Origin of the sequence: Mycolicibacterium chubuense, assembly GCF_001044255.1 — a bacterium.
Taxonomy (GTDB): Bacteria; Actinomycetota; Actinomycetes; order Mycobacteriales; family Mycobacteriaceae; genus Mycobacterium; species Mycobacterium chubuense.
The window spans coordinates 26,396-52,557 of sequence record NZ_JYNX01000011.1; the positions used below are offsets into that span (position 1 = coordinate 26,396).

The following is a 26,162-nucleotide window of genomic DNA, read 5'->3' on the forward strand; positions in this document are numbered from 1 at the left end:
TGCGGCACGGACCCGGCGCGCAGGAGGTGAGGACACCGTGGGGCGGCCCAACACACAGGCGCAGCGACGCCGCGACATCATGGACGCGGCGATCTCGCTGATCGAGCGCCACGACCTGGCCGCGCTCAAGCTCGCCGACGTCGCCGCGGAGATCGGGCTGACCACGAATGCCGTCCGGTACTACTTCCGGGACATGGCGCAGCTGCTGTCCGAGCTCGCGCTGCGCTCCGACGTGCGCTTCTACGACGAGCGGCGCCGCCTCGGGGAGCAGACCGACAATCCGGCCGCGCAACTGGCGATGACGATCGCCGCCGGACTGCCCACGGGCGCCGACGACGCGGAATGGCGGGCGATCTGGCGCGCGGTGCTCGCCGCGGGGTTCGAGCTCGACCAGCGCCGCGACGTCCAGGGCATCTATCACCGGCAGGTCGGTCTCTACGCCGATCTGCTGGAGTCCGGCGCCGCCGCGGGAGCGTTCGCGCTGACCGCGCCCGCCCGTGACATCGCGATGACGCTGATGGCGATGGAGGACTACCTCGGCTACCGCATCGTCGCCCGGGACCCGCAGCTGGACCGGGCCACGGCGCTGCGGCTCATGCGCCAGTACGCCGAATCATCAACGGGTGCAACGCTTCCCGACGTCGATTGAACGGCGTGGGGTCAGCTTCGGTGGTAGGCCGATTCGATGCGGGACCGCATCGAATCGACCTGGTCGGGATCGGGGGGCGCCTTCTCGAGGATCGGCAGCACCGGTTCGTTCGTCAGCACGAACGTGGTGTTCCCGCGGTTCCAGATCTGCAGGGACGGATCGTTCAGGTCGACGCCCTCGTAGTGCGGATGGATGAACAGCTTGCCCAGATCCGCGTTGCGCACCGCATCCGTGTTGCCCTTGTCCTGCGGTGAGTCGGCGAACCCGTCGTAGCGCCGCGCGACGTCGACGATGTGCCAGGGCGTGTCCGTCGGCGTCGCCAGCCCGGTGGTGCGGCTCGTCGGGTGACCGACCTTCTCGCCGCCCGAGGCGCGCAGCGGGTTGCCGAACAGCACGAACGTGAGGCGGTCCGGGCCGGGAACCGTCGGATCCTGCGCGTGCTGCCGCATCCACTCCGACGCCACCTGGGCGCCCTGGCTGTACGCCAGCACGATGAGGGTGCCCGGCGTCGCGCGGATCGCTTCGTCGATGTTGGCGACGCCGGTCGGGATGGACGCCTTCGTCAGATCGCGGGGATAGTCGATCACGTTCATCGTGTACGGCGGCCTGCTGAAGGCACCGCCGAACTCCTCGGGCATGCCGTTGCGCAGGTGGAGGTCGGCGCCGGGCAACGCGAGAACCGTCGCCCCGGCCGGGATGCCCAGTCGGGTCCGGGCCTCTGCCGACAGGGTGGACGCCTGTCGCGACTGCGGCGCCGCCCACCGGTGGGCCAGACACCCGGAGCTCAGCAGGAGAACCACCACGATCACGAGGGTGGTGGCGCTGCGTGTCACGCTGCGATGCCGAGACGCGCGCACAATTCCAGGAATGTTGCCGCGAAGGGATTCTCGGCGGTCTGCTCGCGCAGAAGCGGCCAGTCGAGCTGCTCGCGGACCGAGCGCACCACGGGGAACAGGGGTGCGAAATCGCAGTGATGTTCGTGCAGGGACCTCAGCTTCTGGAGCATCACCTGCGTGGGAGTCAGCACCGGCATCGACAGGGCGAGTACATCCAGGGTGACCGCGTCGGCGATCATCGCCGCGTCGACGGGCACGCGGTTGATCTGATGCAGCACGTCGACGAGGTCGGGGCCGTCGATGCTGAGCGCGGCCTTGAACAACCAGTCCTCCGGCGGTCGGCGGATGTCGAAGCCTGCCTTGATCAGCGTGCTCGCGGCGGCCTCGACGTCGCGTTCGGCCACCACGAAGTCGACATCGTGCAACGGTTCGGGCGCTCCGTGCGCCCAGAGCGCGTAGCTGCCGGCCAGCGCGAAGTCCGGTCCGTCGGCCTTGAGCGCCGACGCGGCCCGGCGCAGCGCGTCGCGCAGATCATCATGGGTCATTCGCATCACCGTGGGTTTCGACTGCAGGGTGGGTAGTGGGTTACCCATGAAGCTGGTGACCTTCAACATCCTGCACGGCCGCACCGTGGGCGCCGGGGTGGATCTGGACCGCTTCGCCGACACGGTCGCGGGTCTGGATCCCGACATCCTGGCACTTCAGGAGGTGGATTCGGTTCAGGAGCGGTCCGGACTGGCAGATCTCACGGCGCTGGCCGCCGAAGCGATGGGCGCGCGCAGTCACCGCTTCGTCGCGGCGATCGCGGGCACGCCGGGCGCCACGTGGATGGCGGCCACGGGTGAGGAACAGCCCGGCACCGCGGCCTACGGCGTCGCGCTGCTGTCGCGGTACCCGGCATCGAACTGGCAGGTGGTGCGGTTGCCCCGCATCCCGTTCCACTTTCCGCTGTACCTGCGGGCCCCCGGCCGGGTGCAGGTCATCCACGAGGAACCACGTGCCGCGGTGATCGGCCACTTCGACACCCCGCTCGGTGACCTGACCGTGGTGAACACCCACCTCTCGTTCGTTCCGGGCTGGAACCGCTATCAGCTGCGGCGGCTGCTGCGCGACGTGCGGGGGCTGCCGTGGCCCCGGGTCGTCACCGGGGATCTGAACATGTCGCCGGCGGCCGCGCGCCGTCACTCGGGCCTGCGTCCACTGGCTTCCGCGGCGACGTTTCCCGCCGACACACCCACCCAGCAGCTCGACCACGTCCTCACCGACGACCCTGGGCTGCACGCCGGGGCCTGCCGGACACCGGCGGTGGCGATCTCTGATCACCGCCCGCTGGTGGTGGATCTGCACCGGAACTGACCGCGCAGAAGAGGGACTTTCGTCCCATTCCACGGTGACCCAGTCCTCCGGACCTGCGACTTCGCCGGCGATAGCGTCGACGTACGAGGTGGTGTCCATGATCCGGACGCCGCCGGTCAGGTGAGGAGGCATCCCATGTCCACCCAACCCGCACCGCTGGGCATCGTCGTGGGCGTCGACGGTTCCGCCGCGTCCCGCGTCGCGGTCGACTGGGCGGCGCGCGACGCCGCCAGCCGCCGCGTTCCATTGACGCTGGTCCACGTACTTCCCGGGGCGGCCATGCAGTCCTGGATCCAGGTTCCGCTGCCGCCCGCCTATCTGGAGGACGAGCAGAAGGCAGCCAAGGAGGTCCTGACCGACGCGGTCGGGGTGGCGAAAGCGGCCGCCGGCGACGAGCTGTTCTGCATCAACCAGAAGATCGTGTCCGGACAGGCTGTACCCACCCTTGCCGACCTGAGCAAGGACGCCGAGATGATCGTCGTCGGCAGCCGGGGACTCGGGAAGTGGGAGCGGCGGCTGCTGGGCTCGGTCAGTTCCGGTCTCGTCCACCATGCGCGGTGCCCGGTCGCGGTGATCCACGACGAGGATCCGCTGATCCCGCATCCCGCACAGGCGCCCGTGGTCGTCGGGGTCGACGGGTCGCCGGCCAGCGAGCACGCCACCGCGATCGCGTTCGACGAGGCCTCGCGTCGCGGTGTCGACCTGGTTGCGGTGCACACCTGGAGCGACGCCGGATACGAGCTGCCCGACGATGTGTGGACCGAGATCCAGCCCGAGGAGGACATGCTGCTGGCCGAGCGTCTCGCCGGCTGGCAGGAGCGCTACCCCGACGTGACGGTGCGCCGGGTGGTCCGCCGCGATCAGCCCGCGCGCCGCCTGCTCGAGGAGGCCGCCAAGGCCCAACTGCTGGTCGTGGGCAGTCACGGCCGGGGCGGATTCGCCGGCATGCTGCTCGGCTCGGTGGGCTCGCAGGTGGTGCAGTCCGCGCGGATGCCGGTGATCGTCGCCCGCGGTTCCTGACCTAACCGCGGGTGAGCGCCGCGTACCGGCTGAGGTGGTGATCGGTCGAGCCGAACTCGTACTGCAGCGCGGTCAGCCGCTTGAAGTAGTGCCCGATGGCCAGCTCCTCCGTCATGCCCATACCGCCGTGCAGCTGGACCGCCTGCTGGCCCACGAAGCGTGCCGCCCTTCCGACGGTGGCCTTCGCCGCGGACACCGCTCGCGCCCGGACGGCGTCCTCGGCGTCGAGCCGCAGGATCGCGAGACACACGGCGGCTGCGGACTGTTCGACCTCCATGTACATGTCCACCATGCGATGCTGCAGCACCTGGAAGCTGCCGATGGGCTGACCGAACTGCTGGCGCTGCGTGCAGTACTCGACGGTGTCGGCGAGCACCTTGCGCATGGCGCCGACCGCCTCGGCGCACACCGCCGCCGCGCCGTCGTCACGCGCGCGGGCGAGGGACGGCCACGCCGCGCCCTCGCCGCCGAGCAGGGCGGACGCGGGCAGCCGCAGACGCTCGAGCGTGAGGTCCGACGCCCTCCGGTCATCGATGGTGCGGTAGTGATGCATCTCGAGAGCTGTTGTGGCCGAATTGATCTCGATGACAAACAGCGATATGCCGTCGGCGTCGGCCTGGTCCCCGGAGGTGCGTGCGGTGACCAGCACATGGTCGGCCAACGGCGTGCTCGCCGACACGATCTTCGACCCGGTGAGCACCCAGTCGTCGCCGTCGCGCTCGGCGACGGTCGACACGTGCCGCCAGTTGCCTCCCGATGTCGGTTCCGTGGCGGCCAGCGTGACCACGGTGCTCCCGGACACGATCCCGTCGAGCAGTGCGGTGGCGACCTCGCCGCCCGCGCGGCGCAGAAGTCCTGCGGCCACGACCGCGGTGTCGACGTACGGTTCCACCACCAGTGCGTGGCCCAGCGCCTCGGCGATGATCATCATCTCGACCGGGCCGCCGCCGATGCCGCCGCAGTCCTCGGGCAGCGCCGCTCCGAGGATGCCGAGGTCCTCGGCGAACGCGCGCCAGATCTCCGGTTGCCAGCCGGTTCCGGTCTTGGCCGCGGCCCGGCTCTTCTCGAGGTCGTAGCGGGTGGCGAGGAATCGCGTCAATCCGCCGCGGAGCAGTTCCTGCTCGTCGTTGAGTGTGAAGTCCATCTGTCGTCCCCCTAGAGCCCCAGTGCGGCCTTGGCCAGGATGTTGCGCTGAATCTCGTTGCTGCCGGCGTAGATCGAGCCGGCGCGGTCGTTGAAGTACCGCAGCGGCGCCACCGCCTGCCACGGTTCCCCGCTGACGTATTCGTCTGCGGGCGGGTCGAAGTCGGCGATCGGACCGCCGGGAGAGGTCGCATGCGGCTGATAGACCCGGCCCCGCGGTCCTGCGGCCTCCATCGCGAGCTCGGTGATCGACTGGCTGAGCTCAGTGCCGAGCACCTTGAGCATCGACGACTTGGCGCCGGGATTGCCGCCGGCGGCAACGACGGCGAGGACCTGGTACTCGAGGATCTCGAGGACCTCGGTGCGGATCCGCGCGTCGGCGAGCTTGCGGGCGAACGCCGGGTCGTCGAGCAGCCGTCCGCCGTCCGGCCCGGGTTGATCGGCTGCCGCCGAGGCGATCTCCTCGGCCATCACCTGCAGTGCCGGCGCCGCCGACCCACCGCCGCGCTCGAATTCCAACAGGTACTTCGCAACGGTCCAGCCGTCGTCGACCTCGCCGATGACGTTGGCCTTGGGTACACGCACCTCGTCGAAGAACACCTGGTTCTGCACCTCTTCGCCCGACGTCATGACCAGGGGCCGGATTTCGACACCCGGTGACGTCAGGTCGATCAACACGAACGTGATGCCCCGCTGCTTCTTCTCGCCGCGCGTGGTTCGCACGAGGGCGAACATCCAATTCGCCTCGCGCGCATGGGTGGTCCAGATCTTGCTGCCGGTGCACACCAGGTCGTCGCCGTCGTCACGGGCCGCCATCGACAGCGCCGCGAGGTCCGAACCCGCCTCGGGTTCGGAGTAGCCCTGGCAGAAGAAGACCTCGCCGGTCAGGATGCGCGGCAGGAAGAAGTCCTTCTGTTCCTCGGTGCCGAACCTGATGATCGCGTGGGCGACCATCTTGATACCCATCGGCGACAGCGTGGGGGCGCCGGCCAGGGTCGACTCCCTGCTGAAGATGTAGTGCTGGGTCAGACTCCAGTCGCATCCGCCGTGTTCGACCGGCCACGCCGGGGCTGCCCAGCCCTTCTCGTGCAGGATCCGCTGCCACTCCATGCTGGCCTCGTGGTCGGCGTAGACGCTCGTCATCAATCGGCCGGCACGCCGCAGACCCGGGGTGAGCTTCTCCTCGAGAAAAGCGCGCACCTCGTCACGGAAGGCGAGATCGGTCGGTGACCACTGCAGATCCATCGTTCTCCTTATCAGCCGGACGCCCCACACAGAGTAAACCTAGTTAGTTAGGTGTGGAGACGGCCGGGTTTTCGCCGCGGTCTGCGGGATGCCGCCGATGGTAGGTTTGTTGGTGTTGCCACACCTTGTGACGGCAAATGTCTGTACGACGTCGGTGGCCCATGGCAGCCCTTATGCGTCGGCAGCCCTCGCAAGGCCGGTGTACTGGCAAACTAAAGGCGGATAACCGTGGAAGCAGAATTGGCGTGGGACGACGTCGTCGACGTCGTGTGTACCGACGCCGGCTACGCCGGCATGATCTGCGCTATCGCGACGTCCGAACACGGCGGTGACGTGATGGTGGCCGGTCAGCAGCGGCGCACCCGAACATGGTTCGACACGCTGCGCGGCGACGCCGCGACCACAGCCTACGTGGCCGAACTGGCCGGTGACATCGACCTCAAGCGGCTGGCGGTCGAGGACACCGCCCTGCCCGTCCGCGCGGTACGGGCGCACCGGGAAGCGCCGACGAACCGGCGGCGACGCACCATCCCGGCCTTCGACGGCGGGCGTCTGCGCCGGTGGGCCGCCGATTGCATCGCCTCCCCGACGGGCTACCTCTACACCCGGGTCACCGACTGGCCCTCCGACACGGTCCAGTCGGCCGACGGCGACCTCCTCGAGGTGGCCGCGCTCGATGTCGCCGCCGCGCGCACCGACGCCGAACTCCTCGACGAACTGACTGCGCAGGCCCGCGCCCACCGGGTGCGCGTGCAGCCCGTGGACGCCGTCGCCCGCCTGGTGTTCGAGGACACCGTGGTAACCGGGGTGGTCTTCTCGACCTCCGACGGGCCGCTCGCCATCCGGGCCCGTCACGGTGTGCTGATCTGCGGCGGCGCCCCCGGGGGGCCGGCCGGCCCCGTCGCCGCCGGGCTGCGGCCGGCGCTGGTCGGCAGGACCGCCAGCCGATTCGGCCGTGCCGAACTCCTCGCGCAGGAGTGACTCAGAACTGCACCGGAATGCGGCCCTTGGCCAGGAGTGACTCCATCGCGGCGCCGGCGATCGGGCGCGACAGCAGGAATCCCTGCGCGCGATGGCATCCGTGCCGCAGCAGCGTCAGCGCCGCGGCCTCGGTCTCCACGCCCTCGGCGACCAATTCCAGACCGAACGCCTCGGCCAGCGCGATGATCGCCCGGACGATCGCCAGATCGCCTGGATCAGAACCCAATTCGCGAACGAAGCTGCGATCGATCTTGAGGGTGTCCACCGGCAGCGACTTCAACTGCGACAGGGCGCTGTAGCCGGTACCGAAGTCGTCGATCGCGACCTGGACGCCGGCGGCTTTGAGCCCCGCGAGGGTGATGCGGGTGGTCTCGATGTCCTGGACGACGACGCTCTCGGTGATCTCCAGACACACCGAGCCGCGAGCGAGGTCGAACTCGGCCATCGTGCCCGCGACCGTCTCCACGAAGCCGTCGGTCACCAGCTGCACCGGGGACACGTTGATCCGCATCACCGCGTCGGTGCCGACACCTCGGGAACGCCAGGCGGCGAACTCGGCGCACGCAGTGCGCATCACCCAGCGACCGAGTTCGCCTGCCATGTTGATCGACTCGGCGACCCCGATGAACGCGTCGGGCGCGAGCAGACCGCGCGTCGGGTGCTGCCACCGGACCAGGGCTTCGCACGCAACGATCTCGCCCGTGCGCATGTCGACCTCGGGCAGGTAGTGCAGAAGCAGGGCACCGTTCTCGATGACGGTCTGCAGGTGCAGTTCGATGTCGTTGCGGAACTCGTTCTTCATCGACATGTCGTCGGTGAAGACGGCGACCTGGTTGCCGCCCGAGCCCTTGGCGGTCAGCACAGCCTGGTCGGCCCGGCGCAGCAGGTCCGACGTGCTGTCGCGACCGGGGACGCCCAGCGCCACGCCGATGCTGACCGTCCGGGTCAGCATCTCGCCGTCGATCGACACCCGTTCGCGCAACACCGATTGCAACCGGTGCGCCAACGCCTCCGCGGCGTCGGCGTCCATCGGGGTGGTCGGCACCACCACGAACTCGTCGCCGCCGAGCCGGGCGATCAGATGGGGCCCCTCGGCGCCGCGGCGCAGGCGCTCGGCCAGCACCCGGATGAACCAGTCGCCGGCGGTGTGGCCCAGGTAGTCGTTGATCGCCTTGAGCCGGTCGAGGTCGAAGAACAACGCCGACACCGGGCCCGGCTGGCCCTCGGCGAGCCGCGCGTCCAGGTGGCTCAGCAGCGCGCGACGGTTGTACAGACCGGTCAGGTCGTCGTGTTCGGCCAGATACCGCAGCTGCTCCTCGGCGTCGACGCGGGCCTGGACCTGAGCGAACAGCGATGCGATCGCCTTGAGCGCGTTGAGTTCGGCCTCCGTCCAGTCGCGGTCGCCGAACTTGACGAAGCCCAACACACCCGAGGTCACCTCGCCGGAGAGCAACGGAACGCACGCCATCGACGTGGCGGGGATCTGCCGGCCCTCGTTGATGGTGCGCTGGTAGTCGTCGGTGGACGGCTCCGGCCGGAAGACGACGGGTTCCTTCTGATGCTCGGCGAGGGCGAACACCGGATCGGCATCCTGGAAGTAGACGACCGCGAGCGGATCGGGATCGGGTATCCCCGGACGCACCGGCCACTCGGCCACCAGCACGGACGCGTGCAGGGTGTGGTCGTTACGGCGCAGGAAGCTCACATCGACGCCGAAGTACTCGACGAGCTCGGCGAGGACACCCTGGCTGACGTCGACCGCGGTCGCCGCGGTCGCACCCATGAGCCGGGTCGCGACCGATGTGACCACCAGGTCCAGGCTCTCGGGCAAGCGACTCGCTCCGTATCCGCATCAGGTCATCGGTGATGAGTGTTCCCCCTCGCCGCGACGCCGACTCGTCACCGACGGGCTCGGTGCCCGGGAGAGCCTCAGGACCAAGGCCAGTGATTCCTCGGCGTGCGCGGATACCAACTGCCGGAAAGTGTATTGCAGGTCGACGAGCGCATCGGCGAAGCGGGGCGACAGCGCGGTGAACTCCTGCCGGTCGGTTGCATAGAGAAACACCGGGGAGACCGGCTGGACGCCCAGCCCCTGCTCCTGCGCCTCGATCCACACCGCCTCCACCGCCGATCCGGCGCGCGCGTAATCGGCCAGGGAACGGCCCTCGACCGTGACGACGCCGAGCGCCGCGGCGGCGGCCACCTTCGTGAAGCTGTCCTCGCCGAGCGCGCCACCGGCGTCCCAGCGGGCGAGGTGCCCCATCACGTCGCCGCGGCGCAGGATGTCGAGCAGCACGACGTCGGCGTCGTCGAGCTCGAGGCTGCGCACGTCGATGCCGGTGTCCGGACGCGGATCCCCGGGCCACCGCAGCTCGTCGAACATCTGCGCGTGCAGCATCGGGGTCAGGTAGCGGATCCGATCCGCCGCCGCGAGAAGGGATGCCGCGCCGCTCAGGTCGTTCGGATCGGTCAACAGCCGTAGCCGCGCGCCCTCGGTCTCGGCGGCCGCGGTCAAAGCGGCGACGGTGTGGTCCTCGAGGGCGGTGCGGGTGCCCTGGTGCCTGTTGGTCTCCCGCCGCAGCATCGCATCGAAGAGACCGGCCAGCCGCGGATCGTGGTCGCCGGCGGCCAGCGTCACGTCGGCACTCAGCGGGTACCGCTCGTCGCCCGCCCGAAACTCGACGTGGGCGCGGTATCCGCGCGCCGCCGCGGCGACCCGCGCGTTGAACGCCGCGGCCCCCACGGCGACAGCGCTCCCGCGGAACCCCACGTCCATGGCCGACGTGAGCGCCGGGTCGAGATGAATGCTCACCGCGTCCGGACGTTCCTCGATGCGCCAGGGCTGACTGTTGCCGCCCGAGGGCGCGCGCCCGGCGGCATCGGCGACGGCGGCGATCACGTCATCGGCCGGTCGGGGGCCCCGGCCGGCCGGCGCCGCGTCCTGCGGGCGCCCCTGATCCTCGGGCTCGGTGATCCCGTCGAGCAGCGCGGGAATGTCGATCCGGACCCGTCCCGACGGCAGCGGTTCGCCGAGTCCGATCCGGCGGACCGCTTCGGCGACCGACGCGGCGCCCACCGCCACCTCGGAGGACAGCTGCGGCCACGTCGTCAGGGTCGAGCCGACCTCGACGAGCGAGGCCGCCATCCGGGACGGCAGGGTGGCCGCATCGATCACCCGCAGCACCCGGGGCACCTTCTCCTTGGTGCTCAGTCCCGCCAGCTGGGCGGCGTCGATGTCGCCCAGCAGCCCGTGCAGTACCGGCCGGGTGGGCTCGGCGTCGAACCGTTCGACGTCGAGCAGGCCACCGCTGCTGGTCGCCATCAGCACCGGAATGCCCCGGGCCCGCGCCGCGGTGCGCACCAGCACCTTCGCGTCGAGCGAGTCGCACTCCTCGACGAGGACGTCGAGCCCGTCGAGGAAGCCGTCGACGGTGTCGGCGGTGAGTCCGGCCGGTTCCACGGTGACTGGCAGATACGGGTCCAGTTCGGCCAGTCGCCGGGCGCACACCACCGCCTTGTTCACGCCCACGTCGAGCACGGTCGCCGGGACCCGGTTCAGGTTCGACAGGTCGATCTGGTCGAAGTCGGCCAGGCGCAGCTCCCCGCACAGGCCCTGGGTGGCCAGCGTGTGAGCGATGGCGTGTCCGACGCTCAGGCCGACGACGCCGACGCGCAGGCGCGCGAGGACGTCGAGTTCGTCGGGTGCGATGAGGTTGCGATTGCGGTCGAGGCGCAGCAGACGGTACGCGCGGGGGCCCAGGACCGCGGCCACCGTGCGACGCCACGGGTAGTACGCCCACCGGGGCGGCTCCTCGGCGATGTCGGCGGTGACGGCCGGGCGCAGGGCGGCCAGCTCCGCGCGCTGCTGCGCCACGGTGTCGACGATCTCGGTCCCCGGGTCGCGGCGCAGCTCGGCCAGCCGCGCGGCGTCGCCGGGGACCGTGGTGTCGAAGACGGTGGCGGTGTGGACGTCGGTCATCCCCGCTGCCACGCGCCGGCCCCGACGGCGAGCTCATCGGCGTCGGCAGCCGGCGGCATCATGCCGCGCTGGTCGGCCAGGAACGCGGCGAGCTGGCGCGGATGCGCGTGATTGGCGAATGTCAGGCGGTCCCACCACGCCAGCCGCGTCTGGTATCGGACATCCGGATACGGGGTCGCCGGGATCTTGGTGGCCAGCACACCGCCCGAGGACAGCCATCGCTTCAGCACGTACGACGCGGCCGTCGCCACGATGAACTGGATGCCGAGCAGATCCATCGCATGCAGCGGGGTGCGGGCGATGGCGTTCGTCAACCGGCGACTCTCCTCGACGTCGTCGGTCACCCACGCCGTCTTCATCTCCGCCACGCCGAACGGCAAGCGGTCGGCCACCATCTTGCGCACCGCGCTCTCGCCCGGCTGGCCCGCCCATTCCTCGATTGCGTGGCACTCCTCGACAGACTTATACGGACCTTTGGCACGCAGTCCGCCCACGACTCGGCCCGCTCGATTGACGCATGCGGCGAAAAGAGCGGTGTCGTCCCCGCGGCGCAAGGCGCCGACGTCGATGGCAGTACCGATGCCGTGCTGTTGGTAGCTGTGAAATGCGCCGTCGATGTAATCGGCCCACAGCTCCCGCTCCACCGACGGGCGCGCGTAAACGATGGTGCACTCCGTGGCCGGGTCCCAATAGTGCGGGCTGGCGTCCAGGCGGGAGGTGTCGTCGTCAGCAAACGCGAACTGGGGGAACGTCATTTTCGTCCATTCGTCAGGCAGCGCAATGGCGGGGGCGGGTACTGCGCGGGGCGTGCAATAGCGTGCACATTGTTGAGTATCTCGCCCTCACTCACAGGAATTCCAGCTAGCGAAGGGAACTCGACCGGGAATTCAAGCGTCCGCAACGGTAACGATCTGGTCACGATCTCGCTCGCGATCGCAATGGCAATCTCGGACTTCCCGGTTGATGCAGGTCATAAACGGGATGTGGTAGCCACGGCGAACTCACAAGGCCCTTCGGCGGCGGTTCGGCCACCTGTTCCATAAGCGTCCTGATCTTTGCTCCCGGTGCCCCCCGCGGGGGCCGCCCAGCCTGCGTGATCAGCGCTCGGCGCTGCCGGCCCCATCGGTTACCCCCCGGTAACCTGCCGGTTCGGTCGGCGCGCGCTCGGGTCGGGCAATGCGTCGCCTGCGGAGCTGCTGCCGGCCGGCGCGGGCCGCCGTCGCGGTCGCCAGTCATGCAGGACCGCGCGCGTCGCGATGACGCCGGGCAACGATCCGATCAATGGAACGAATGGGAAGTGGGTTTGCCAAATCTGCACAGGCGCGTGAATATCGAGGATGAATACGCGCCATTTCCGCGATAATGCGAGCGAACGGGAATGCAATTCGCGATCTGCGGCAGCGCTTATGCCGGCGGCGCGATCGGAGGCGGCGAGCAACGAAATGGCACAACCATTCGTGACGGTCGATTGCGGGAGGAATGACGGCATGATGTGTCACGTTCGCGCGCTGTGTTCGCCGTCGGTGCGGACGCGGAGGACCGCTGTGGCACTGTGAGGACCGCACGTGACGGCGCGTCGAAGGAGACACTGGTGAAGAAATTCAACGATCTAACCGAGTTCGTGGCGGCCGAAGGCACCCAGCTCGGCCCCACCGAGTGGCTCGAGATCACGCAGGAGCGCGTCAACCTGTTCGCCGACGCCACCGACGACCATCAGTGGATCCACGTCGACCCCGAGCGGGCGGCCGGCGGACCCTTCGGCGGCACCATCGCGCACGGGCTGCTGACCCTGTCGCTGCTTCCGCACTTCACGCATCAGCTCTACACGGTGGACAACGTCGCGATGGCGATCAACTACGGATACAACAAGGTCCGGTTCATCACGCCGGTGCGGGTCGGAGCACGGTTGCGGGCGCGCGCCGTCATCTCGGCCGTCAGTCAGCTCGAGAACGCCGTGCAGGCCACGGTGAGCACGACCGTGGAGATCGAGGGATCGGAGAAGCCGGCGGCGATCGCCGAATCCATCGTGCGTTTCATCGGCTGACCCGTCTATGTCCGTCAGGTCATCGCTGAGTTGCCTTGGCGGCCTTCACCAGACCGCCTCCGATGATGAGCCGCTGGATCTCGCTGGTGCCCTCGTAGAGCCGGAGTAGGCGCACGTCCCGATAGATGCGCTCCACCGGGACGTCGCGCATGTAGCCGGCGCCGCCGTGGATCTGAACGGCCAGATCGGCCACGCGGCCCACCATCTCGGTGCAGAACAGCTTCGCGGCCGAGGGGGCCAGCCTGCGGTCCTCGCCGGTGATCCACAGCCGGGCGGTGTCGCGCACCAGCGCGCGGCCTGCCATCACCCCGGTCTGCTGGTCGGCGAGCATCGCCTGCACCAACTGGAAGTCCCCGATCGGTGTGCCGCCCTGCGTCGCGGTCGCCGCGTAGGCCACCGATTCGTCGAGGGCACGCTGGGCGGTGCCCACCGCGAGCGCGGCGATGTGCACCCGGCCGCGGGCCAGGGAGGTCAGCGCCGCCCGGTAGCCGATGTCCTCGGCGCCGCCGACCAGCGCGTTCTGACCCACGCGGACGTCGGCGAACGTGACATCGGCAGTCCAGGCGCCTTCCTGTCCCATCTTCTTGTCCTTGGCTCCCACGGCGACACCGGCCGTGTCGGCGGGGACCAGGAACACCGCGATGCCGGCCCCGTCGGCATCGGCCGGGCGGGTCCGGGCGAACGTCACGAACAGATCCGCCGTGGGCGCGTTGGTGATGTACTGCTTGCTGCCGTTGATGATCCACCCGTCGCCATCTCGAACAGCCTTGGTGCGCAACCCCGATGGATTCGATCCGGCGCCCGGTTCGGTCAGCGCGAACGATGCGACGACGTCACCTGTGGCGATGCGCTCCAGCCACGTGGACTTCTGTTCCTCGGTGCCGTAGCCGACGAGGACCTGTCCCGCGATGCCGTTGTTCGTGCCGAACATCGAGCGCAGGGCCAGAGAGGTGTAGCCGAGTTCCATTGCGAGTTCGACGTCCTGGGCAAGGTCCAGGCCGAGGCCGCCCCACTCCTGGGGGATGGCATACCCGAACAGGCCCATCTTCTTGACCTGCTCACGCAGGTCGTCGGGCACGCGGTCGTCGGACAGGATCTCCTGCTCGCGGGGGACGACGGCGGTGCGGACGAAGTGCCGGGTCTGCGCCAGGATCTCGCGGAAGTCCTCATCGCTGACTTCGGGGGTGCTCATCGCAGTGTCCTCCTCACAGGGGTGCTGACCGCAAATATCGTATATGAAATACGATGAGCCCCGATCGGGTCCCGACGAGGTGAGGATGGATTGCAGTGGCACTACTGGCTGGTCAGACCGCGGTGGTCACCGGGGGAGCGCAAGGCTTGGGTCTCGCCATCGCGCAGCGGTTCGTCGACGAGGGCGCCCGGGTGATTCTCGGCGACGTGAACCTGGACGCGACACAGGCGGCGGCCGACTCCCTCGGAGGCGACGACGTCGCACGCGCGGTGCGCTGCGACGTGACGGATTCCCGAGAGGTCGACGCGCTGGTCGCGGCCGCGACCGAGCACTTCGGCGGTCTGGACATCATGGTCAACAACGCAGGCATCACCCGGGACGCCACCATGCGCAAGATGACCGAGGAGCAGTTCGACCAGGTGATCGCGGTGCATCTGAAGGGCACGTGGAACGGCCTGCGGGCGGCGGCGGCGGTGATGCGGGAGAACAAGCGCGGGGCGATCGTGAACATGTCGTCCATCTCCGGCAAGGTCGGCATGGTCGGGCAGACCAACTACTCGGCCGCCAAGGCCGGCATCGTCGGGATGACGAAGGCGGCCGCCAAAGAACTCGCCTATCTCGGCGTGCGGGTCAACGCCATCCAGCCCGGACTCATCCGTTCGGCGATGACCGAGGCCATGCCGCAACGCATTTGGGACTCCAAGGTGGCCGAGGTGCCGATGGGGCGCGCCGGGGAACCCGACGAGGTGGCCAAGGTCGCACTGTTCCTGGCCTCCGATCTGTCCTCGTACATGACGGGCACCGTCCTCGAGATCACCGGCGGGCGCCACCTCTGATGCGCGAGGCGGTGATCTGCGAGCCGGTTCGCACGCCGATCGGGCGGTACGGCGGCATGTTCCGTGATCTGTCCGCCGTCGACCTCGGCGTCGCCGCGCTGCAGGGGCTGCTCGAGCGGACCGGTGTGGCGCCCGAGGCGGTGCAGGACGTGATCGTCGGGCACTGCTACCCCAGCATGGAGGCGCCGGCCATCGGCCGGGTCATCGCGCTCGACGCCGGGTTGCCCGTCACGGTGCCCGGGATGCAGATCGACCGGCGGTGCGGCTCAGGACTGCAGGCGGTGATCCAGGCGTGCCTGCAGATCGGCAGTGGCGCACAGGAACTCGTGGTCGCCGGCGGTGCGGAGTCGATGAGCAACGTGGTGTTCCACTCGACCGAGATGCGCTGGGTCCCCCCGCGCGGCGGCATCACCGTGCACGACGGACTGGCCCGCGGCCGGACCACCGCGGGCGGCAGACATCACCCGATACCCGGCGGCATGCTCGAGACCGCGGAGAACCTGCGCCGCCGGTACGACATCTCGCGGGAGGAGCAGGATGCGCTCGCCGTTCGGTCGCATCAGCGGGCGGTCGCCGCACAGAACGACGGCCTGCTCGCCGAGACGATCGTTCCCGTGACGGTCCGCAGCCGCTCCGGTGAGAGCCTGGTCGACACCGACGAGCATCCGCGCGCCGACACCTCCGTCGAGAAGCTCGCGGCACTGAAACCTGTTCTGCGCAGCGCTGATCCGCAGGCCACGGTCACCGCCGGGAACTCCAGCGGACAGAACGACGCGGCCTCGATGTGCCTGGTGACCACCCCGGAGAAGGCTGCGGAACTCGGACTCACCCCGCTGGTGCGGCTCGTGTCGTGGGCGGTCGCCGGTGTGCCGCCCGAGGTGATGGGGATCGGACCGGTGCCGGCGACCCAGGCAGCGCTGCGCCACGCCGGCCTCGAACTCGCCGACATGGACCTCATCGAGCTGAACGAGGCGTTCGCGGCGCAGGCCCTCGCGTGCATGCGCGAATGGTCTTTCACAGCAGAGGATCTGGAGCGCACCAACGTGCACGGCTCGGGCATCTCGCTCGGGCACCCCGTCGGCGCGACCGGAGGCCGGATGCTCGCCACACTCGCGCGGGAACTGCACCGTCGGCGGGGCCGGTACGGCCTGGAGACCATGTGCATCGGTGGCGGTCAGGGACTGGCCGCGATCTTCGAAAGGGTGGACGCATGACCAAACTCGCGCAGACACTCGGGCTCACCGAGTTCCAGACTGAGATCATCGCCACCGTACGGCAGTTCGTCGACAAGGAGATCATTCCGGCCGCACAGGAGCTCGAACACACCGACACCTATCCGCAGGCCATCGTCGACGCCATGCGCGAGATGGGGCTGTTCGGCCTCATGATCCCCGAGGAGTACGGCGGACTCGGCGAATCCCTGCTGACCTATGCGCTGTGCGTGGAGGAGTTGGCGCGCGGCTGGATGAGCGTCTCGGGCGTCATCAACACCCATTTCATCGTCGCGTACATGATCCGTCAGCACGGCACCGACGAGCAGAAGCGCCATCACCTGCCGCGGATGGCCACCGGCGAGACCCGGGGCGCGTTCTCGATGTCCGAGCCCGAGCTGGGTTCCGACGTCGCGGCCATCCGGACCCGGGCCACGGACAACGGCGACGGCACCTACACCATCGACGGCCAGAAGATGTGGCTCACCAACGGCGGGAGTTCCACCCTGGTCGCCACGCTGGTGCGCACCGACCTGGGCGCGGACAAGCCCCATCGCAACCTGACCGCCTTCCTGATCGAGAAGCCCACGGGTTTCGGGGAAGTGGCGCCCGGGCTGACCATTCCTGGCAAGCTGGCCAAACTCGGGTACAAGGGCGTCGACACGACCGAGATGGTCTTCGACGGGTACCGGGCCGCGGCGGCCAACATCCTCGGTGCCGCCCCGGGACAGGGCTTCGCCCAGATGATGGACGGCGTCGAAGTGGGTCGGGTGAACGTCGCCGCCCGCGCCTGCGGAGTCGGCATCCGGGCCTTCGAGCTGGCCGCGCGGTACGCCCAGCAGCGCAGTACCTTCGGCAAGCCGATCGCCGAGCACCAGGCCATCGCGTTCCAACTGGCCGAGATGGCGACGAAAGTCGAGGCGGCTCATCTGATGATGGTCAACGCTGCCCGGCTCAAGGACTCCGGGGAGCGCAACGACGTCGCCGCGGGAATGGCGAAGTACTTCGCCAGCGAGGTGTGCGCGGAGGTGACGCAGCAGAGCTTCCGGATCCACGGCGGGTACGGCTACTCCAAGGAGTACGAGATCGAACGGCTGATGCGCGACGCCCCGTTCCTGTTGATCGGCGAGGGAACCAGCGAGATCCAGAAGAACATCATCAGCAAGCGGCTCCTCGCCGACTACCGGGTGTAGTCGGTGAGCACCTTCGATTTCGCGGTCAGGCCGCAGCTCGCCGAGGACGTGGCCCGGATCGTGCGGCAGCGGGTCTTCGATGGAACCTATGCCGCCGGCGCGTATGTCCGGCTCGACCAGCTCGCGGCCGAACTCGGCGTCAGCGTGACCCCGGTGCGCGAGGCGCTGTTCGAACTCAAGGCCGAAGGGCTGTTGGATCAGCAGCCCCGTCGGGGTTTCGTGATCCGGCCGGTGACGGTGCGTGACGTCACCGATGTGGCGCAGGTGCAGGCCCATATCGGCGGCGAACTCGCTGCGCGCGCCGCGGCCGCGATCACCGATGCCGCGCTCGACGAGCTGACCGCCATCCAGTGCGAGTTGGAGGCCGCCTACGCCGCCGGCGACGGGGAACGGGCCGTGCGGTTGAATCACGACTTCCACCGGGCGATCAACGTGGCCGCCGACTCGCCGAAACTCGCGCAGCTGATGTCGCAGATCACCCGGTACGCGCCCGAGGCGGTGTTCCCGACGATCGACGGTTGGCCCGAGGAGTCCAATCGACACCACCGCCGGCTGCTGGATGCCCTGGCGGCTCGGGACGAGGACGGGGCCCGCACCGCTATGTCGGAGCATCTGGCCGCGGGCGCGGCTCCGCTGATCGAGCATCTCACCCGGCGCGGCGTGATCGCCTGACCTCGGGCCCACTGCAGCCGGCGCTACAGTATCTGCTACTTTTGTAACGTCCGTCAGATGCGTCCGCCTGCCCGATCCCGAGGTCGAAACATGCCCACTCCCGTCATCGTCGGCGCCGCCAGGACGGCCATCGGCCGATCCTTCAAAGGCACGCTGGTCAACACTGCGCCCGAAACGCTGATCACCACGGTGCTGCCCGAGGTGGTGCGGCGCTCCGGCGTCGACCCGGCGGATGTCGACGACATCATCTTTGCCGAATCCCATTACGGCGGAGGCGATCTCGCCCGCTATGCGGCCACCGCGACCGGCCTCGAGCATGTGCCGGGACAGTCGGTGAACCGGCACTGTGCGGGTAGCCTCACGGCGATCGGAAACGCGTCGGCGCAGATCGGCTCCGGAATGGAGCGGGTGCTGATCGCCGGCGGCGTGCAGTCACTGTCGATGACGCCGCTGGTGAACTGGCGCATCCCCGGCCCCGAGCTGAGGTTCGAGGAGCGCTGGATGCCGCCGACGCACGTCGAGACACCCGACGCGCCGGCCAAGGACATGTCGATCACGGTCGGCTGGAACACCGCACAGGCCATCGGCATCACCCGCGAGGAGATGGACGCCTGGGCGGCGCGCTCGCACCAGCGCGCCGTCGCGGCCATCGACGCCGGCAAATTCGTCGAGGAGATCATCCCACTGAAGGTGACGCAGTTCGACGGCTCGGTGACCGACTTCAGCGTCGACGAGCATCCGCGCCGCGACACGACCGTCGAGAAACTGGCCGGGCTCAAGGTGCTCCATCCCGAGATCGAGGGATTCTCGATCACCGCCGGTAACAGCAGCGGTACCAACGACGCCGCCGCCGGGGTCGCGCTGGTCGAGGCCGACTACGCCGCGGCGAACGGGCTCACCGTGATGGCGACCGTCCGAGCCTGGGCCGCTGCGGGTGTCGCCCCGAGAGACTGCGGACTCGGCGCGCTGAAATCGATCGACAAGGTGCTCGACCGGGCGGGCCTGAAGGCCGCCGACGTGGCGCTGTGGGAGATCAACGAGGCGTTCGCATCGGTGCCGATCGCGGCGTGCCGCGAGTTCGGCCTCGACGAGGAGTTGGTCAACTTCTCGGGCAGCGGCTGCAGCCTCGGCCATCCGATCGCCGCCTCCGGCGCCCGGATGGTCACTACGCTGGTCTACGAACTGCAGCGCCGCGGCGGTGGCATCGGCGTCGCCGCGATGTGCGCCGGCGGCGGGCAGGGCGGCGCCGTCGTCGTCGAGGTCTGACCTCGGGGCGACACCACACGAAAGGTCAAGGGAGACAGTGGCAGAAGAGGTTCTCACCGAACGCCGCGGGCGCGTTCTGATCATCACCATCAATCGCCCCGAGGCGCGCAACGCGTTCAACCTCGCGGTGGCCCGGGGCCTGGCCGATGCGATGGACGAACTCGATGAGAGCCCCGATCTGTCGGTGTCGATCATCACCGGCGCGGGCGGCAACTTCTGTGCAGGGATGGATCTGAAGGCGTTCATGGCCGGCGAGGTGCCCGCAATCCCCGGCCGGGGCATCGGCTTCACGGAGCGGCCGCCGCGCAAACCCGTGATCGCCGCGGTCGAGGGTTACGCGCTGGCGGGCGGCACCGAGATCGTGCTGGCCACCGACCTCGTGGTGGCGGCCAGGAACGCGAAGTTCGGCATCCCGGAGGTCAAGCGCGGTCTGGTGGCCGCGGGTGGCGGACTGCTGCGGCTGCCGCACCGCATCCCGTACCAGAAGGCACTGGAACTCGCCCTGACCGGAGACAGCTTCACCGCTGAGGAGGCCGCGCAGTGGGGCTTCGTCAACGTGCTCACCGAACCCGGCGAGGCGCTCGACGGCGCCCTGGCGCTCGCCGATCGCATCACCGCGAACGGCCCGCTCGCGGTGGCGGTCACCAAGGAGATCATCATGAAATCCGCGGACTGGAGCGAGAGCGAGATGTGGCGCAGACAGGGCGAACTCATCGCTCCCGTGTTCTCGTCCAAGGACGCCATGGAGGGGGCGACGGCGTTCGCCGAGAAGCGCAAGCCCAACTGGACCGGCACCTGACCGGTCCGCTCAGCGCGGGTCGATCAGATCCCGCAGCCGCTCCGCCGGGACCACCCCGGCCCCGCCCGATCTGACCCGGTCGGCCAGGGTCCGGTCCGAGGTGGCGACCACGACGTCGTCGGGGCGGGCCTGCGCACCGACCAGCCGGACGATCTCGTCGTCCGCGGAGTTCGGGCCTGCCGTCGGAGCATGCGCGATGGTGATGACATCGGATTCGATCGGGGGGACGGGCGGCTGCTCGAAGACCACCGTGACGTCCAGCTGCTCAGCCAGCGACCACCGCTCGAGGCGGTGGACCAGACCCGTCATCGCCCGGTGCCGGTCGCGCCACCACCCGTCAGGCCGCGTTCCGATCACGTTCATGGCATCGACAATCCAGCGCACCCCCTCCAGGCTATCCGGGCAGACCTCGGGAAGGGCTTTCGTCCATGACCGTGCATCACACGACGACGTTCTGCCGGATCTGCGAGCCGCTGTGCGGCACAACGCCCCGCTGCTGATGCGCGGCGACCGTGGTCCGCGCGGTCTGGTCAACGTCGACGAGGTCCGGGTGAGCTCGCCGCGCGGCCAGATCCGGATGCGGCTGACCGGAGTGCCGGTTCGGCTGGACGTGGTCTGGCCCCGCATCGACCTTGGGGACCACTGCGGTTGACAGATCCGCCGGTCCGTGTTGCTGGCTGCAGCGGCGCCGGAATCTCCCGAAAAACCCGCCGTGTCGATTTGCTCCCGGATTTTGGGCGGTCAGCTAACCTTGCCGCAGGTAGAGATATTACGTAGTAGTCAATATCAAGGCCGCGTCGGGGGAGAAGCTGTGAGCGGCCTGGCAGAAACTTGTGTCCCAACCGAGATCTGCCCAAACCGCTGACAGCCTGTGTAGGGCACGGTAACTTCCACAGAGAAACGTCGACGTAGTAAGTTTCGTTTGCTGCAATTGCGGAGCCGCCCCATGGCTCATAGCCTGTGACCTGCTAGCGCTACCATCTCGCCACCACTTGACAGGGGGATCGGCTCATGACGCTTCCAACTCTTTACTTCTCTAGGCCGGCCTCCGTGTTGCCTGAGAAGGCGATGGACAACGACGAGGTGCTCAGCATCGTTCGCGAGCAGTTCACAGGGCCCGCATCGGAATGGGACGGCGTCGAGCAAACCATCCGATACGTCTTCGACCGGTGCAACACCAAGACGCGCTACCTGGATCAGAGCACGACCTTGTCCCCGGGCGAGTTTGCGTCTCAGGCCGCGATCGCCTGCCTCGAACAGAACGGGGTGGCGGCGACCGACCTCGACCTCCTCGTCTACGGCGGGATCGCCCGGGACAACTTCGAGCCCGCCACCGCGGCCGAGGTGGCAGGCCGGATCGGCGCCCGGCCGCTGCATGCGACCGACGTGACGTGCGCGTGCGCCGGGCTGATCGAAGCGATGCACACCGTGGCGGGCTACTTCGCGCTGCACCCGGAGATGAAGACGGCGCTTATCTGCTCCGGCGAGCTCACCCGCGACCGCATCACCTACGACATGGGTTCGCTCCAGGACGTCGCGGTGTTCGCGGCCGGCCTGACCCTGGGCAACGCCGCGACAGCGCTGCTGGTGTCGCGGGAGCCGCTGGCCGGCGGGAGCGCGCGCCTGGAGGGCATCTTCCACAAGACGCTGTGCGAGCACTACGGACTGTGCAAGACCCCGGTCGACGGGCATTTCACGTCGAAGTCGAAGGAACTGTTCGCCCTCTCGGTGCACGTGCCGCCGGCGATCCGGGAGATGCTCGGTGATCTCGGATGGTCCTCGGAGGAGGTCGACCACTACGCCTTCCACCAGCCCAGCGAGGCCGTGCTCGAGCGGGTGTTCACCGAACTGGGCGCCCGCCCGCAGGCCTGCGTCCATACGCACTCACTGTTCGGCAACACCGCGAGCACCGCCTGGGCGCTCGCGCTCGAGTACCGACTCGAACACGGCACCGTGGAGCCCGGGGACAAGATCGTGATGGCAAGTGCCGCAGCCGGTTTCACCATCGTCGGTGCTGCCGCCGTCTGGGAGGGCTGAATGAGGCGCTACCTCCGCGTCTACCGGGTCATCAACAAGACGTTCGGTCTGTGGCTGCGGCCGCTCGGCACGTTCCTCATCCTGCAGGTGCGGGCAGGCCTCTCCGCCGTGACGATGGGTCTGGACCGGATCGTCTTCCCGAAGTACCGCGAGGAGCCGCTCGACCGACCCATCTTCATCATCGGCAATCCCCGCAGCGGTACCACGTTCCTGCACCGTTTCCTGTTGGGGACCGGGGACCTGGCCGCGTTCGAGCTGTGGGAGATGCTGTTCCCGGCGATCACCGCGCGCAAGCTGCTGGGCCGTATCGTGCCCCGGCTGGACCGGCTCTCGCCCGCGCGCTATCACCCGTCCGATGTGCACGACACCAGCCTGCGCGGCATCGAGACCGACGATCCCGCGTGGTTCTTCCACACGCTCGACGGACCGTTCGCCTGGGCCTACTTCCTGGCCTGGCAGGACACCTGGGGCAGCGATCTGTCCCGCCGGTGCTTCGGCATCGACGGCGTCAGTGAGCAGGAGAAGGAACGCTTCTTCCGTTACTACGAAGAGCTCTGGCGAAGGAATCTGTACTACAAGAAAGATCGCCGCATCCTCGCCAAGACGAGCATGTTGACGTTCCGGCTCGACGAGGTGCTCCAGCGCTATCCGGACTGCAAGCTGGTCTACATCGTCCGGGATCCGGTCGAGGTCATCCCGTCGGGGATGTCGCTGATCGCGAGCGTGCTCGAGAACGGCTACGACGCGTTCAACCGCACCAGTGCCGAGGACCAGGAGCGGTGGGTGGAGAACCTCTACCAGGCCTCCTGCGCCATGCTGCGGGTGTTCTACGACGCCTACACCTCCGGCGCGATTCCCGAGAAGAACCTGTGCGTGGTGCGCTATCCCGACCTGATCCACAACCTGGAGCCGACCATCGCGCGGATCTGCGAGTTCGCCGAGATCGAGCCCACCGCATCCTTCCTCGACGAAGTGCGCGCCCAGGCCGAGAAGCAGCGGTCGTACAAGAGCAAGCACCAGCACGCGCCGGACCGGTTCGGCCTGAGCGCCGAGCGGATCCAGAACGACCTGGCCTATGTCTACGACGCCTTCGACCTGCCGCGGCGGGTCGGCTGAGACGACCGAGGGGCGACCAGGGTATGGACGGCGCCCAGCAAAAATGCGAAAGTTTTCTGGATGACGTCGGAAACAGGCGATCGAGGCCGTCCCGACTTGTATAGTTTCGGTCACATGTCGCTGGTAGCCCCTGGGGGATTGCAATGAATGCTGGTTCGTACGTCGGTCGCATCGGTGGACTGGCTGTCGCGCTCGGAGTAGGCGCGGCGGTGTTCACCGGCCACGGAGTCGCTTATGCCTCCACCGACTCGGATTCGTCCGCCTCGGGCGGCGCATCCGGAGCGAGCGGCGCCTCCGGCACGACATCCGAGTCGTCCGCCACCTCCGGCACGCAATCGACCGGCAAGTCCGACACCGACACGTCGTCGTCCGACAAGGGCTCGAGCGACAAGGGTTCGAGCGACAAGCCCGACGCCGACACCGATGTCCCCGGCACCGGCAAGAAGGACCGCCACACCCTCTGGTCGGACCTGTTCGGCGGTCACAAGCCCAAGCCGGGCACCGAGACCGATGACCCCGATGCCACCCCGGACCCGTCGGACGGCACGGACGAGACCCCGTCCGACGGCACCGACGAGACCCCGCAGCAGGGCGCCGACGACCCGGCCGCGACCGGCAAGACCCCGCCGAAGAAGCCGCGGTGGTCGTGGAAGCCCGCCGAGGATTCGGCACCCGCCTCGACCGACGACACCAGCACCGTCGACACGACCCCGACCAAGAAGCCGCTCAAGTCCCTGCTGGCCAGCATCACCGTGGACGCACCGGAAACCACCAAGACGGCCTCCACCCTGGTGGACGTGTCGACGGCCGCGATCACCCCGGAGACGACCACGGCGGAGGTCCCGACGGACACCGCAGAGGCGACGGACACCACGGTGTCGCAGGGCCCGTTGGCCACCCTGTTCAAGCGTTTCCTCGACATCTTCAGCGGCAACGCGCCGACGTCGCCGGCGGCGAATTCGCCGTTCGCCTGGGTGGCGGCCGCGGCGTCGCGCCGTGAGCTCGCCGCTGCGCAGACCGACGACCCGACGATGTACTGGAACGGCTACGAGGTGGTTCCCGTCGGCGAACCCAACATCACGCAGTTCTACGGCGAGTACACGATGGTCCCCGCCTTCCCGGGCATCGTGCAGGGCACACAGGACTTCGACCTGGTGGACGAGAACGGCACCACGGTCGCCACCATCCACGGTCTGGTGACCTACAACAACGACGTCGGCTCCGGCAACCGGCTGCTGCAGATCCTCGTCACCGACGCCGATTTCGGGGACGGCGTCGAGTACGGAACGGACTTCAAGGACATCCCGCGTCCCGGCTCGGTGTTCGCCAGCGTGAGCAACGGCAAGTACGGCAACGTCTACTCCGCTCTGGACAACCCCAACGGGGACGACGTCGTCACCTACAAGTTCGTGACGTCCAGCTTCTCGCTACCGCTTAACCCCGACCCGTTCCGGATCAAGTTCAGCTCCGCCGACTTCCTGTACGACAACGAGGGAGTGAACCGGCCGATCTACACACAGGACGGCTACTACATCAAGCCGATCACCAACACGACCCCGTGGACGGCGTACGCGGCCTATCAGCCGCTGTTCAACGCCATCCAGGGAGCGAACACGTTCGGCGTCTACGACGCCGACACCGATCAACTGATCGGAACCTTCGACGGCGTCGTGACCGTCACGTCCGACTTCTGGGGCACCACCAGCGAGGCCATCCTCGTCACCAAGGCCGAGGGCGACCTCGTCGGTGTCGGGGCCGGCCAGATTCCGCCGGAAGGCACGATCTACAACATCATCTACTGGACCGCGGATCCCGGCGACTACCTGCTCTACTACGCCAAGCCGGACGAGCGGCCGAACTCGAACGTGATCAAGACGATCCTGGTCGATACGAAGAAGTCGGGCAGGGTGGACACCCTGGATCTTCAATTCCGCTTCGACGCGGCCGCACCCCCGGTCCGGACGTCGCTGGACGTCCCGGGCCGCAACGGCACCGGGTACAGCCTCAGGCCCGTCGGGGACTTTGAGTACTCCGGGGTCAACGGCCTCCCGCCGCGCGAGGCCATCGTCCAGGGCTATCAGCAGTACGAGGTCTACGACTCGGACGGCAACTACCTCGGCAAGGTGAACGCCGACGTGACCAAGCAGTGGAACCTGGCCGGCAACAGCTCGGAGGCCGTCCTCGTCACGGGCATCGTCGACGGGGACGCCGCCCCGGAGGCGGGCAAGGTGCCGCCGGTCGGTTCGGTGTTCAACTTCAGCTACACCGGCACGACCGGGTTCGGTGAGGCGTACTACGCGCTGCCCACGGAGTCGGGCAAGAGCAAGATCTCGTTCCAGTACGTGACCCCGTTCGGCGGCATCCCGGCGTTCAAGAACTACGACGCGGCCAAGGAGCTCGGCGACTACAACTACTACAGCCCGTTCGGCGGTAGCCAGAACCTGAACCTGCTCAGCGCATCCGGCGCCGAGTCCGGTGCGCTGCTCGGCGCCAGCCAGCCGCTGTGCGTGCTCGACGGCTCGGCCTGCGAGGTCTGAGCCTGACGTTTCGCTCGACAACAGCGGTGCGATCGCCTGAATCAGGCGGT

General features: G+C 68.5%; 24 protein-coding genes. 15 read left to right on the forward strand and 9 right to left on the reverse strand.

All coding sequences use genetic code 11. The features are described 5' to 3' along the window. Positions 1 to 37: 37 nt before the first annotated feature. Positions 38 to 649, forward strand: a complete 612-nt coding sequence (locus MCHUDSM44219_RS01620) for a TetR/AcrR family transcriptional regulator (RefSeq protein ID WP_048416481.1) — start codon at positions 38 to 40, stop codon at positions 647 to 649. Between the two features lie 11 nt (positions 650 to 660). Here MCHUDSM44219_RS01620 and MCHUDSM44219_RS01625 read toward each other — a convergent pair whose 3' ends face one another. Both MCHUDSM44219_RS01625 and MCHUDSM44219_RS01630 read right to left on the reverse strand, forming a co-directional pair. Beyond that, positions 661 to 1,482: a PE-PPE domain-containing protein gene (locus tag MCHUDSM44219_RS01625; RefSeq protein ID WP_053081159.1), complete on the reverse strand. Its 822-nt coding sequence runs from the start codon at positions 1,480 to 1,482 to the stop codon at positions 661 to 663. Continuing rightward, positions 1,479 to 2,030, reverse strand: a complete 552-nt coding sequence (locus tag MCHUDSM44219_RS01630) for a hypothetical protein (RefSeq protein ID WP_048416482.1) — start codon at positions 2,028 to 2,030, stop codon at positions 1,479 to 1,481. Before MCHUDSM44219_RS01630 ends, MCHUDSM44219_RS01625 begins: the two co-directional genes overlap by 4 nt. A 46-nt stretch (positions 2,031 to 2,076) precedes the next feature. On the opposite strand from MCHUDSM44219_RS01630, the gene MCHUDSM44219_RS01635 reads away from it, so the two are divergent. Together MCHUDSM44219_RS01635 and MCHUDSM44219_RS01640 are read left to right on the forward strand one after the other, a co-directional pair. Beyond that, positions 2,077 to 2,841 (forward strand): endonuclease/exonuclease/phosphatase family protein, encoded by a 765-nt coding sequence (locus MCHUDSM44219_RS01635; protein WP_048416483.1) that lies wholly within the window; start codon positions 2,077 to 2,079, stop codon positions 2,839 to 2,841. Positions 2,842 to 2,976: 135 nt separating this feature from the next. Continuing rightward, complete coding sequence (locus MCHUDSM44219_RS01640; protein ID WP_048416484.1) at positions 2,977 to 3,861, forward strand: universal stress protein; 885 nt, start codon at positions 2,977 to 2,979, stop codon at positions 3,859 to 3,861. Position 3,862: 1 nt separating this feature from the next. On the opposite strand, the gene MCHUDSM44219_RS01645 is transcribed toward MCHUDSM44219_RS01640, so the two are convergent. After that, the gene (locus MCHUDSM44219_RS01645) at positions 3,863 to 5,005 is read right to left on the reverse strand and encodes an acyl-CoA dehydrogenase family protein (RefSeq protein ID WP_048416485.1); all 1,143 of its coding nucleotides are present in this window, start codon (positions 5,003 to 5,005) and stop codon (positions 3,863 to 3,865) included. An 11-nt stretch (positions 5,006 to 5,016) separates the two neighbouring features. Next, positions 5,017 to 6,249 carry an acyl-CoA dehydrogenase family protein gene (locus MCHUDSM44219_RS01650; RefSeq protein WP_048416486.1) on the reverse strand — a complete coding sequence of 411 codons (1,233 nt, stop codon included), beginning with the start codon at positions 6,247 to 6,249 and terminating at the stop codon, positions 5,017 to 5,019. 228 nt (positions 6,250 to 6,477) lie between these two features. Here MCHUDSM44219_RS01650 and MCHUDSM44219_RS01655 point away from each other — a divergent pair, with 228 nt between their 5' ends. Then, complete coding sequence (locus MCHUDSM44219_RS01655) at positions 6,478 to 7,230, forward strand: FAD-binding protein (protein ID WP_236695315.1); 753 nt, start codon at positions 6,478 to 6,480, stop codon at positions 7,228 to 7,230. A gap of 1 nt (position 7,231) precedes the next feature. On the opposite strand, the gene MCHUDSM44219_RS01660 is transcribed toward MCHUDSM44219_RS01655, so the two are convergent. From MCHUDSM44219_RS01660 to MCHUDSM44219_RS01670, 3 genes are all read right to left on the reverse strand, one after another. Further along, positions 7,232 to 9,013, reverse strand: coding sequence for a putative bifunctional diguanylate cyclase/phosphodiesterase (locus MCHUDSM44219_RS01660; protein WP_413783572.1), 1,782 nt, complete (start codon positions 9,011 to 9,013; stop codon positions 7,232 to 7,234). Between the two features lie 69 nt (positions 9,014 to 9,082). Then, positions 9,083 to 11,209, reverse strand: a complete 2,127-nt coding sequence (locus MCHUDSM44219_RS01665) for an Rv1355c family protein (RefSeq protein ID WP_048416489.1) — start codon at positions 11,207 to 11,209, stop codon at positions 9,083 to 9,085. After that, on the reverse strand, positions 11,206 to 11,964 hold the full coding sequence (locus MCHUDSM44219_RS01670; protein ID WP_048416490.1) for a hypothetical protein: 759 nt from the start codon (positions 11,962 to 11,964) through the stop codon (positions 11,206 to 11,208). The genes MCHUDSM44219_RS01665 and MCHUDSM44219_RS01670 overlap by 4 nt, the downstream gene beginning before the upstream one ends. 836 nt (positions 11,965 to 12,800) lie before the next feature. Here MCHUDSM44219_RS01670 and MCHUDSM44219_RS01675 point away from each other — a divergent pair. Then, a complete protein-coding gene (locus MCHUDSM44219_RS01675) occupies positions 12,801 to 13,253 on the forward strand; it encodes a MaoC family dehydratase (RefSeq protein WP_048416536.1) in 453 nt (150 codons plus the stop codon). 19 nt (positions 13,254 to 13,272) lie between these two features. On the opposite strand, the gene MCHUDSM44219_RS01680 is transcribed toward MCHUDSM44219_RS01675, so the two are convergent. Further along, positions 13,273 to 14,445: an acyl-CoA dehydrogenase family protein gene (locus MCHUDSM44219_RS01680; RefSeq protein WP_048416491.1), complete on the reverse strand. Its 1,173-nt coding sequence runs from the start codon at positions 14,443 to 14,445 to the stop codon at positions 13,273 to 13,275. A 95-nt stretch (positions 14,446 to 14,540) separates the two neighbouring features. Between MCHUDSM44219_RS01680 and fabG the strand changes: the two genes are divergently transcribed. The 6 genes from fabG to MCHUDSM44219_RS01710 all read left to right on the forward strand — a co-directional run bounded on the left by fabG (position 14,541) and on the right by MCHUDSM44219_RS01710 (position 20,422). Beyond that, on the forward strand, positions 14,541 to 15,281 hold the full coding sequence (fabG, locus tag MCHUDSM44219_RS01685; protein ID WP_048416492.1) for a 3-oxoacyl-ACP reductase FabG: 741 nt from the start codon (positions 14,541 to 14,543) through the stop codon (positions 15,279 to 15,281). Further along, entirely contained in the window at positions 15,281 to 16,495 is a 1,215-nt protein-coding gene (locus MCHUDSM44219_RS01690) for an acetyl-CoA C-acetyltransferase (protein ID WP_048416493.1), read from the forward strand. Before fabG ends, MCHUDSM44219_RS01690 begins: the two co-directional genes overlap by 1 nt. Then, on the forward strand, positions 16,492 to 17,685 hold the full coding sequence (locus MCHUDSM44219_RS01695) for an acyl-CoA dehydrogenase family protein (protein WP_048416494.1): 1,194 nt from the start codon (positions 16,492 to 16,494) through the stop codon (positions 17,683 to 17,685). The genes MCHUDSM44219_RS01690 and MCHUDSM44219_RS01695 overlap by 4 nt, the downstream gene beginning before the upstream one ends. A 3-nt stretch (positions 17,686 to 17,688) precedes the next feature. Beyond that, positions 17,689 to 18,357, forward strand: coding sequence for a GntR family transcriptional regulator (locus MCHUDSM44219_RS01700; RefSeq protein ID WP_048416495.1), 669 nt, complete (start codon positions 17,689 to 17,691; stop codon positions 18,355 to 18,357). Between the two features lie 90 nt (positions 18,358 to 18,447). Then, a complete protein-coding gene (locus tag MCHUDSM44219_RS01705; RefSeq protein WP_048416496.1) occupies positions 18,448 to 19,623 on the forward strand; it encodes a thiolase family protein in 1,176 nt (391 codons plus the stop codon). Between the two features lie 37 nt (positions 19,624 to 19,660). Next, on the forward strand, positions 19,661 to 20,422 hold the full coding sequence (locus MCHUDSM44219_RS01710) for a crotonase/enoyl-CoA hydratase family protein (RefSeq protein ID WP_048416497.1): 762 nt from the start codon (positions 19,661 to 19,663) through the stop codon (positions 20,420 to 20,422). Between the two features lie 9 nt (positions 20,423 to 20,431). On the opposite strand, the gene MCHUDSM44219_RS01715 is transcribed toward MCHUDSM44219_RS01710, so the two are convergent. Continuing rightward, positions 20,432 to 20,806, reverse strand: coding sequence for an NYN domain-containing protein (locus tag MCHUDSM44219_RS01715; RefSeq protein WP_082161979.1), 375 nt, complete (start codon positions 20,804 to 20,806; stop codon positions 20,432 to 20,434). A gap of 91 nt (positions 20,807 to 20,897) precedes the next feature. Between MCHUDSM44219_RS01715 and MCHUDSM44219_RS29900 the strand changes: the two genes are divergently transcribed. From MCHUDSM44219_RS29900 to MCHUDSM44219_RS01730, 4 genes are all read left to right on the forward strand, one after another. After that, positions 20,898 to 21,074 (forward strand): hypothetical protein, encoded by a 177-nt coding sequence (locus tag MCHUDSM44219_RS29900; RefSeq protein WP_157868741.1) that lies wholly within the window; start codon positions 20,898 to 20,900, stop codon positions 21,072 to 21,074. Between the two features lie 398 nt (positions 21,075 to 21,472). Then, positions 21,473 to 22,459, forward strand: a complete 987-nt coding sequence (locus tag MCHUDSM44219_RS01720) for a 3-oxoacyl-ACP synthase III family protein (protein WP_162232081.1) — start codon at positions 21,473 to 21,475, stop codon at positions 22,457 to 22,459. Then, positions 22,460 to 23,575, forward strand: coding sequence for a sulfotransferase family protein (locus MCHUDSM44219_RS01725; protein ID WP_048416500.1), 1,116 nt, complete (start codon positions 22,460 to 22,462; stop codon positions 23,573 to 23,575). Between the two features lie 143 nt (positions 23,576 to 23,718). After that, entirely contained in the window at positions 23,719 to 26,112 is a 2,394-nt protein-coding gene (locus MCHUDSM44219_RS01730) for a hypothetical protein (protein ID WP_048416501.1), read from the forward strand. Positions 26,113 to 26,162: the final 50 nt, after the last annotated feature.

What these genes read in the sequence shown, in the direction of transcription:
- MCHUDSM44219_RS01630 (WP_048416482.1), bottom strand. Translation starts at nt 2,030, where the DNA reads ATGACCCATGATGATCTGCGCGACGCGCTGCGCCGGGCCGCGTCGGCG.
- MCHUDSM44219_RS01635 (WP_048416483.1), top strand. Translation starts at nt 2,077, where the DNA reads ATGAAGCTGGTGACCTTCAACATCCTGCACGGCCGCACCGTGGGCGCC.
- MCHUDSM44219_RS01640 (WP_048416484.1), top strand. Translation starts at nt 2,977, where the DNA reads ATGTCCACCCAACCCGCACCGCTGGGCATCGTCGTGGGCGTCGACGGT.
- MCHUDSM44219_RS01645 (WP_048416485.1), bottom strand. Translation starts at nt 5,005, where the DNA reads ATGGACTTCACACTCAACGACGAGCAGGAACTGCTCCGCGGCGGATTG.
- MCHUDSM44219_RS01650 (WP_048416486.1), bottom strand. Translation starts at nt 6,249, where the DNA reads ATGGATCTGCAGTGGTCACCGACCGATCTCGCCTTCCGTGACGAGGTG.
- MCHUDSM44219_RS01660 (WP_413783572.1), bottom strand. Translation starts at nt 9,013, where the DNA reads ATGGGTGCGACCGCGGCGACCGCGGTCGACGTCAGCCAGGGTGTCCTC.
- MCHUDSM44219_RS01665 (WP_048416489.1), bottom strand. Translation starts at nt 11,209, where the DNA reads ATGACCGACGTCCACACCGCCACCGTCTTCGACACCACGGTCCCCGGC.
- MCHUDSM44219_RS01670 (WP_048416490.1), bottom strand. Translation starts at nt 11,964, where the DNA reads ATGACGTTCCCCCAGTTCGCGTTTGCTGACGACGACACCTCCCGCCTG.
- MCHUDSM44219_RS01680 (WP_048416491.1), bottom strand. Translation starts at nt 14,445, where the DNA reads ATGAGCACCCCCGAAGTCAGCGATGAGGACTTCCGCGAGATCCTGGCG.
- MCHUDSM44219_RS01690 (WP_048416493.1), top strand. Translation starts at nt 15,281, where the DNA reads ATGCGCGAGGCGGTGATCTGCGAGCCGGTTCGCACGCCGATCGGGCGG.
- MCHUDSM44219_RS01695 (WP_048416494.1), top strand. Translation starts at nt 16,492, where the DNA reads ATGACCAAACTCGCGCAGACACTCGGGCTCACCGAGTTCCAGACTGAG.
- MCHUDSM44219_RS01705 (WP_048416496.1), top strand. Translation starts at nt 18,448, where the DNA reads ATGCCCACTCCCGTCATCGTCGGCGCCGCCAGGACGGCCATCGGCCGA.
- MCHUDSM44219_RS01725 (WP_048416500.1), top strand. Translation starts at nt 22,460, where the DNA reads ATGAGGCGCTACCTCCGCGTCTACCGGGTCATCAACAAGACGTTCGGT.
- MCHUDSM44219_RS01730 (WP_048416501.1), top strand. Translation starts at nt 23,719, where the DNA reads ATGAATGCTGGTTCGTACGTCGGTCGCATCGGTGGACTGGCTGTCGCG.